6 protein-coding genes are annotated in these 7,991 nt (G+C 71.6%); 2 read left to right on the top strand and 4 right to left on the bottom strand.

Annotation, left to right across the window (positions count from 1 at the left end):
- Positions 1–73 precede the first annotated feature (73 nt).
- Genes EF903_RS24370 through EF903_RS24360 form a run of 3 tightly spaced genes read right to left on the bottom strand, consistent with a single transcriptional unit; the run spans position 74 to position 1,821 of the window.
- Positions 74–1,279: a tachylectin-related carbohydrate-binding protein gene (locus tag EF903_RS24370; protein WP_221888764.1), complete on the bottom strand. Its 1,206-nt coding sequence runs from the start codon at positions 1,277–1,279 to the stop codon at positions 74–76.
- Positions 1,276–1,593: a hypothetical protein gene (locus EF903_RS24365; protein WP_185902793.1), complete on the bottom strand. Its 318-nt coding sequence runs from the start codon at positions 1,591–1,593 to the stop codon at positions 1,276–1,278. The genes EF903_RS24370 and EF903_RS24365 overlap by 4 nt, the downstream gene beginning before the upstream one ends.
- 6 nt (positions 1,594–1,599) lie before the next feature.
- Positions 1,600–1,821, bottom strand: a complete 222-nt coding sequence (locus EF903_RS24360) for a hypothetical protein (RefSeq protein ID WP_125546571.1) — start codon at positions 1,819–1,821, stop codon at positions 1,600–1,602.
- A 282-nt stretch (positions 1,822–2,103) separates the two neighbouring features.
- Between EF903_RS24360 and EF903_RS24355 the strand changes: the two genes are divergently transcribed.
- On the top strand, positions 2,104–3,090 hold the full coding sequence (locus EF903_RS24355; RefSeq protein WP_125546569.1) for a LuxR C-terminal-related transcriptional regulator: 987 nt from the start codon (positions 2,104–2,106) through the stop codon (positions 3,088–3,090).
- Between the two features lie 140 nt (positions 3,091–3,230).
- Complete coding sequence (locus EF903_RS24350) at positions 3,231–4,271, top strand: vWA domain-containing protein (RefSeq protein ID WP_125546567.1); 1,041 nt, start codon at positions 3,231–3,233, stop codon at positions 4,269–4,271.
- A gap of 86 nt (positions 4,272–4,357) precedes the next feature.
- Here EF903_RS24350 and EF903_RS35445 read toward each other — a convergent pair whose 3' ends face one another.
- Entirely contained in the window at positions 4,358–7,900 is a 3,543-nt protein-coding gene (locus tag EF903_RS35445) for a hypothetical protein (protein WP_125546565.1), read from the bottom strand.
- Positions 7,901–7,991: the final 91 nt, after the last annotated feature.

Genomic DNA, 7,991 nt, shown 5'->3' with positions numbered 1-7,991 from the left:
ACGGCACACCGTGCGGAGCCTGGAACCACTTCCTGAAGAACAACTGGTACTGACGCGCGGCCGCGGCCGCGCGTCAGTACCAGTTGTTCTTCAGGAAGTGGTTCCAGGCTCCGCACGGTGTGCCGTACCGGCCGTCGATGTACGACAGGCCCCACTTGATCTGCGTGATCGGATTGGTGCGCCAGTCGTCGCCGAAGGCGTCCATCTTGGAGCCGGGCAGGGCCTGCGGAATGCCGTAGGCGCTGGAGCTCGGGTTGTCGGCCCAGTAGCGCCAGCCGCTCTCCCGGTCCCAGAGCTGCTCCAGGCAGCTCCACTGGGTGGAGTTGTTCCAGACGCCGCCGTCGTGGCGGTTCATCAGGTCGCGGCCTGCCGCCTTCACGGCGGGGATGTCGCGGCCGTCGAGCGGGTCCGCGGTGGTGGTGCAGGTGAACGTGCCCGGCTGGGCGGAGAGCAGCTGCTGCGTCCAGCCGCCGGTGTTGACGGGCGTGTCGTTGTGGTAGGCGATGTCGCTGCCGCTGCCGTCGGCCGGGTTGGCGTCCTTGTACCAGTACATGGCGCCGGTGGTGGCGATCCGGCCGTAGTAGAGGCCGCCTCCGGGCGAGACGAGCTGGTCGAAGGCGGACCAGCCCGAGGCCTTCAGGTCGTCGCGGCTCCACCCGCCCGCGCTGTCGACCTCGTACGAGTACAGGGCGCCGGCCTCGGTGGTCGCCAGCAGGCGGTCGTCGCCCGCGGCGGTGAGGGTCTTCAGGACGAAGCCGCTGCCGATCTCCTTGCGCCGGCCGATGTGCGCCGAACCGGTCGGCTTCGGCTGCGACACCAGGTACTGGAGGAGGAGGCCGCCGGCGGTGCCGTACAGGTGCCCGTGCCCGTCGTAGGTGAGCTTGTCGTGCGTCCAGCCGCTGTCGAAGAGCTTGACGGGCGGTCGCTCCAGGACGAGCGACGTGTTGTTGGTGAGGACGTCCAGGCGGTAGAGCGCGCCGGCGGCCGAGGTGACCAGGACGGTGTTGAAGTTGAGGGTGGCCATCGCCTTCGGCTCGAAGCCCAGGTCGGCCCCCACGAGGACCTTCTTCAGCTCGCCCGTGGCGGGCGTGATGGTGCTGAAGGTGAGGCGGCCGTCGGGGAGGACGCCGTAGATCGAGGCGGTGCCGCTGCACGTGGTCGCGGCCTCGGCGGCCGGTGCGGCGGCGACGGTCGCGGCGGTGAGGAGCCCGGCCCCGAGCACGCCGGACAGGGCGGCGACGGCGGTCTTGCGGGCGGCCTGGAGGAGGGTGTTCGTCACTGCGTTCCTTGGTCCTTGGTCCTTGGGCCCGGCGCAGGGGCCTGCGGCGGAGTGGCGTAGCCGTGGGCGCGGAGCGGGGCGCGGGCGCCGGAGAGGAGGGCGCGGGCCTGGTCGAGGGCGGCGGCCTCGGAGGCGGCGCGGAAGAAGAGGTAGAGGTCCACGCCGGCGTCGGAGGGCCTGGCCCGGACGTGTTCGAGTCCGTGGGCCGCTCGGGCGTGGGCCCAGATCAGGTCGGAGAGGACCGCGAGGGCGCCTTCGGCTTCGGGGCCGGGGCCGGGGCGGGGTCCGTCGAGGGAGGCCCGGATGACGCGCATGCCGGGTCAGTCCCAGTTGATGCTGCCGATCGCGGACTTGGGGGCGGTGTCCCAGTTGATGCTGCCCGCGCCGGTGCCGGTGTCGCTGCTGGTGGTGGCGGCCGCAGCCGTCGTGGAGGCGGCGGCGCTCGCGGTGGTCGTCGCGGCGCCGAGGCCGGCCCCGGCGCAGAGGAGGGCGCAGAGGGCGGCGGCAGCGGCGGTGCGGGCGGTGCGGGCGGTGCGGGACATGGATCCCCCCAGGAATCGAGAGTCGGGAAGCAGTGGTGTGGTGCGGTGTGCTGCGCGCGCTGTCCGGGCCTTCCGGGTGGCTCCGGCGCCCGGGGCCGGGGCCTGCGCCCCGTCGTTCCGGTGATCACCATGCTGCTGCCGCCGGTGCCCGCGGGGAAGGTGTTGCGGCTGTCACCAACGGGCCCGGCACCTTGGTGACAGGTCTCGTTTACGATCACGGTCACGGGCGTCCGCGGCGGGCCGCGGGGGCGAGTGGCCGGACGACAGCTGGGGGGCTGGGGCATGCTGCAGGCGCTGGGGCTCGGGGCGGACGTGGAAGCCGTCTACCGGGGGATGCTCGCCGATCCGTCCGGCGGTGTCGCCGAGTTGGGCGCCCGCCTCGGCCTGACGGAGGAGCAGGTCCGCGCGGGGCTCGACCGGCTCGTCGACCTCGACCTGCTGCGCCCCTCGCGGGACTGCCCCGGCGCGCTGCGCGCCGTCCGGCCCGAACTGGGGCTGGAGCTGCTGCTGCGCCGCCAGGAGGAGGAGCTCGTACGGCGGCAGCAGGAGCTGGCGCGCAGCAAGGCGGCCGCGGCGCAGGTGGTCTCCGAGTTCGCCGAACTCCGGCCGAACACCGAGGTCGACGGCGCCGAGCGGCTCGTCGGGATGGACGCGATCCAGAGCCGTCTGGAGGAGCTCGCCCACGGACTCGTCGGGGAGTGCCTGGCGATCCTGCCGGGCGGGGCGCTGTCGGAGGCCAGCCTGGAGGCGTCCCGGCCGCTGGACCGGCGGGCGCTGGCCCGCGGCATCGAGATGCGGTCGGTGTACCAGGACAGCGCCCGCAACGATCCGGCGACGCTGGCGTACGCGCGCTGGCTGACCGGGCAGGGCGCCCAGGTGCGCACCAGCCCGCTGCTGCCCCCGCGCCTGCTGGTGTTCGACCGCACGGTCGCGGTCGTGCCGATCGACCCCGCCAACTCCCGCCTGGGCGCGCTGTGTACGCGTGCACCCGGCATCGTCGCCTCGCTGATCACCCTGTTCGAGCAGACGTGGAACGCGGCGGTGCCCCTCGGGGCGGACCGCCCGCGCCCCGGCGGCACGCAGCCGACCACGGCCGAGCTGGAGCTGCTGCGGCTGCTGGCGTCGGGCATGACCGACGAGGCGGCGGGGAAGCGGCTGGGGGTGTCGCTGCGGACGGTCCGGCGGCAGATGGCCGCGCTGATGGAGCGCCTGAACGCCACGAGCCGCTTCGAGGCGGGCCTGAAGGCGGCGCAGCAGGGCTGGCTCTGACGGGTCGGCGGGTGTGATCGGCCTGCCGCCCCGGTGAGGCTCCGGACGGAGCGCTTCCCCGAACCGGAGCCGGGGTCGATTGTCAGTGGTGGGTGACAAAGTAAGGACATCGGTTCGGAAGAAAAAGACGGGGAGCAGTCGTGTCCGGAAACCAGAACTACATCAATCACGTTGCCCTTGTGCTGGACGCAAGTTCGTCGATGTCGCACCTGAACGACAAGGTCGTGGAAGTCGCCGACCGCCAGATCGAATACCTGGCCCGCCGCTCCAGGGAACTCGACCAGGAAACCCGCGTCACGGTCTACGTCTTCTCGAATCAGGTCGAGTGCATCATCTACGACAAGGACGTGCTGCGCATGCCGTCCTTGAAGCAGCTGTACCGGGTCGGCGGGATGACGGCCCTGCTCGCGGCCACGCTGAAGTCGCAGGCCGAGCTGGCGCAGACGGCACAGCTGTACGGCGACCACAGCTTCCTGACCTTCGTCCTGACGGACGGCCAGGAGAACGCGAGCCACCGCTGCGCGGACGCACCCTCAAAGAGCCCGAAGGCCCTGGTGCAGGCGGTGTCCAAGATGATCGAGACGCAGGCCGACAACTGGACGCTGGCCGTCCTCGTGCCCGACCAGATGGGCAAGCGCGAGGCCATGCAGTGCGGCTTCCCGAAGGACAACATCGCCGTCTGGGACGCCACGAGCACCCAGGGCCTGGAGGAGGCCGGCGAGGTCATCCGGGAGGCCACGGAGAAATTCATGGTGGGCCGCACGAAGGGAATCCGCGGCTCGAAGGCGGTTTTCTCCACGGGCGGCGACGCGGTGAACGAGGCCACCATCAAGGCGGCCGGACTGACCGCGGTGGACCCGTCGGGCTACGAGCTCATTCCGGTGGCCCGGGAGGCGGGCATACGCGAATGGGTCGTGGAAAGCGGTCGCACCTTCAAGAACGGTTCGGCTTTCTACCAGCTCAGCAAGTCGGAGAAAGTCCAGGCGCGGAAGCAGATCGCGGTTCTGGAGAAGAAGACGGACAAGGTGTACACGGGCCCGGAGGCCCGCGCCCTGCTGGGCCTCCCGGACGCGGAGGTCCGCGTCAAGCCGGACCACAACGACGACTTCACCATCTTCGTGCAGAGCACGAGCGTCAACCGCAAGCTGGTCCCCCAGACCCGTCTCCTGCTGATGGTGTGACGGTCGGGCCCGAAGCCGGGGCGACGCCGCAGGGGCCGTGCCGATCGGCGATCGGGCACGGCCCCTGCGGGTTCGTCGTCAGCGCCTCAGGACGTGAAGTAGCCGCTCACGTCCGCGATCACGTCGACGGAGCCCGTGTTGTTCCAGAACGTCACGCGACCGTCCACGACAGGCACCACCACGAGGTTGGCAACGGTCAGACCGGCCGTGTAGTTCAGGTTCGACACGCTCGGACGCCCGGTCCCGTGGGGGTGGACGACAAGGTGCCCGGCTTCCGTGGGGTTGGTCGCCGTGACGTTCAGGACGACGGCCTTCACACCTTGCGCGGGCACACCCGCAACACCGGCCACCCGCACGCTGACCAGACCGCCCGGACCCACCGCACCGGTCCGCGCACCGGTGCCGTCGCGGGTGTCGAGCAGCCGGACCGGGCCCGCCGCCGAGAACGCCGCTCCCGTGGCCGCGTAGTAGCCGGTCACATCGGCGATCAGGTCGACCGAGCCCGCGCTGTTGCGCAGGTCGACCTTCCCGTTCACCACCGGCACCGTCACCAGGTTCGGCACCACCTGCCCGGGTGTGAAGTTCAGGTTCGACGACTGCGGCACCGCCTGCCCGTTCGGATAGACGGTGATGTGCCCCGACTCCGTCGGATCGACTGCGGTGACGTTCATGACCACCGCCGTCACCCCGCTCGCCGGAACACCCTTCACACCCGCCACCTGCAGGCTGACCACACCGCCCGCGCCCACACGCTGCCGCGGCGCGCCCGTACCGTCCCGGGTGTCCAGGAAACGCGACGGGCCCATCGGTACGAACCGGCTGCCCGGCGGAACCGCCGCGGCTGCCGTCACCGTGTACGCCTTGCTGATCCGGCGTCCCCCGATGTAGGGGCCTACGTCGTACAGGCCCGGCTCGAGCCCGTTGGTGTCGACGAGGACCTTCATGGATGTGCCGTCGGGGCTCACGGACAGCGGTATCAGGAGGGTTCCCTGCGCGAACGGATCATCGCTGGGCATGAGCCTCACTTCGGTGCCGAGGCGCAAGCCGGTTCCGTGCACGACGGCCTGGTTGAGCGTGCCCGCGGGCCCGGTCGCCGGGCTGATCCCGCTCACCGAGGAGTCCGAGGCGGTCTTGCAGGCGGCGGAACAGGCCCCCTGCATGCTGTACTCGACCGGTGTGGCGGCTTTCCCCGCGCTGAGCACCAGCACGGCGTCGCCGGCCTGAGCACTGCTAGAAGCGGAGCACAGGCGTCCGGTACACCCGTACCCGGATGCCCCGGCCGGCTGGGTCCAGGAGGGGCCGTTGTGCAGGCTCACGTCCACGGTTCCGGCATGCTCGCCCAGGTCGTTCGCGGTGGTCGGGATCTGCAGCCCGAAGGAGTGGGAGGGCTTCATGGCGACCACGGCGCAGCGCGCGGTGCTCTGCTCGGTGAGCACACCGCTGCGGATGACCGACGAGTCGTCCGACACGCGGTCTGCCGTGCACTCGGCCGCCCAGCCCGCCGCCGTGCCGACCCTCCACGTGTCCACGTGGCTGCGGACCGGCATGCCCCGGTGCGTGGCAGCCGTCACCACCGCGACGTACGACGTCGAACCGGAGGCCCGGCACGACGGCCCCTCCTCCTGCCTGCAGGCGATCCGGCCGGCGGCGTCGACCGCCGTCACCGTGGCGGCGTTGGGGGTGTAGCGGTCGACGGACGTACGGGCACCGAACCAGAGCTTGTCCGACGCAGCAGCGGCGATCCGGATGCAGCGGGCGTCCAGCGCGGACGTGAGGTCGAACGACAGGGAAGGCCCGCCGACCTTGGTGGAGACCGGCGCCGCGCACGCCGCACTGGGCGAAACGTCACGCCGGGCCAGTTCGTACGTGTCGTCGTAGGCCCCTGCCACCATGGCCGTGTAGGGGACGCCGGGAGCGAGAGTGCAGATGTCGGACGCGCACACGCCGCCTGCGGCGTCGGTCACGTAGACCTGCGTCCTCGTCGCCGTGGACAGGCCTCTCTGACCGATCATCTCCACCGTCGCGTGCTGGTCCGCCGGCACGCTCAGGCATGCCTGTCGAGCCGTCCCGGACAGCGACACCCTCGCACCCGGAGTGCTGTCGAAGCCGGTCTGCCGCCACGGGGTGCACCCCGCCGCATCCCCCGTCCGGTGCACCACCAGGCCGTAGGCCTTGGGCGAGGCACCCGTGAGGACCGCGCGGAACGGGGCGGATCCGGTCAGCCGGCAGACCGGGCTGGCCTGTGCCCCGACCCTGCACTGCTCGGTGCCGGCGGCGTCGTAGACGACTGCTGTGACGTCCGTGCCCCCGGCGGGCGGGCGGTTGAGGAGGTAGACGCCCTTGCCGGTGGAGGTCGGCAGGGTCAGGCACCATGCCTGACCCGGGCCGTCGAAGGTTCCGGTGGCCGGGCCCGCCACCAGGCCGTTGTCGTTGCCCGGAGTGCAGCCCCGCGTCTCCCTGGTGGACCTGAACGACATCCCGAACGCGCCGACGTCCCGGATATCCGCCCGGACCACCCACGTGTGGTCGCCGGCAGCCAGGTCGCACCCCGAGTCGTGGAAACAGGTGCTCTGTACTCCGTCCGGCCGGTAGACCTCACCGAGCGGCGGGAAGTCCGCGGAGACCGGGGCAACCGTGTACCTGCCGGCCTGCGCGGCCCGCAGCGTGCGGCACGGTACCGTCGAGGTCATCTCGGGGGCGGCTCCGTACGTCTGGGCCTCCACCAGGGGGCAGCCCTCGGGCCGGGACAGCCGGGCCATGGTGACGCTGTAGGAACCGTACGGGCCCGCCACGACGCGGAAGGGCGCCGTGCCCGAGAGCTTGCAGTCAGGGGCGTCCTCGTAGGAGCACGTCCGCCTGCCCTCGGCGTCGTACACCAGCGTCGAGCTCCGGTACTCCGACACGAGGCGGGTGCGCAGCACGTCGCCGGCGGCCATGTCGAGCGTGTAGCAGTCGCCCGTGGAGAAGACGGGGACCGAACCTCGGAAGACGGTGGGCGAGCCGAGCCTGTGGTCGGTGGCGGCCACGCTCTTGCAGGCGGTGGTGGAGAGCAGCGGGGCGTAGGACAGGCCGATGTCGGCCCGACTCCCGTTCCCGCTCTTCACTTCCAGCGTGTACGTGCCGGCCTGGCTGGTCGGGCACTGCAGCGGTGCGAACGTCTTGTCGGGACCGTAGACGCTTTCGCACGGCACGACGGTCCCGCCGGGGCCCACGAGCTTCCGGAGGGTCTCGTTGGGTGCCTGCAGCAGCACCATGTCCTTCTGCCGCGGCAGGGTGAGGGAGAACCTGGCGGTTGCGCCCTCCTCCACCGTGCAGGTGACCACCGTGTGCGGCGGCAGCACGGCCGGGCAGGCGTCCAGGGTTCCGGCCGCCTTGGCGGCCGTTACGGCAGTTCTCTCCTTCGCCTCGCGCTCGGCCTCCTGCACGGCCGGCGACAGGGCCTGCGGTCCCGCGGCAGGCTTCTCGGCTGCCGGTACGACGGCAGCGGGTGCGGCAGGCGCCGCCGCAGCGGTGCCGGTGTGGCCCGCGAGCGGCGCCACAAGCGCGAGCAGCAGAGCACCCGAGGTGGCGATGGCGCCGCCCCGCCCACGTCTGCTCCGCAGTCTTCTGCCGGTCGGCAGCAATCTCATGAACCCCCCAGTTCGCATGGGCTCGGCCCTGTGACCAGCGCAGGAGCTCCGAGCAGGCGGAGTGTAGCGCTCGCTGGGCGCAGTCCAGGGG

Source organism: Streptomyces sp. WAC05292 (assembly GCF_003949955.1).
Lineage (GTDB): Bacteria > Actinomycetota > Actinomycetes > Streptomycetales > Streptomycetaceae > Streptomyces > Streptomyces globosus.
Note: the sequence above shows the minus strand (reverse complement) of the source record. Positions and strands in the feature narration are given on the sequence as shown.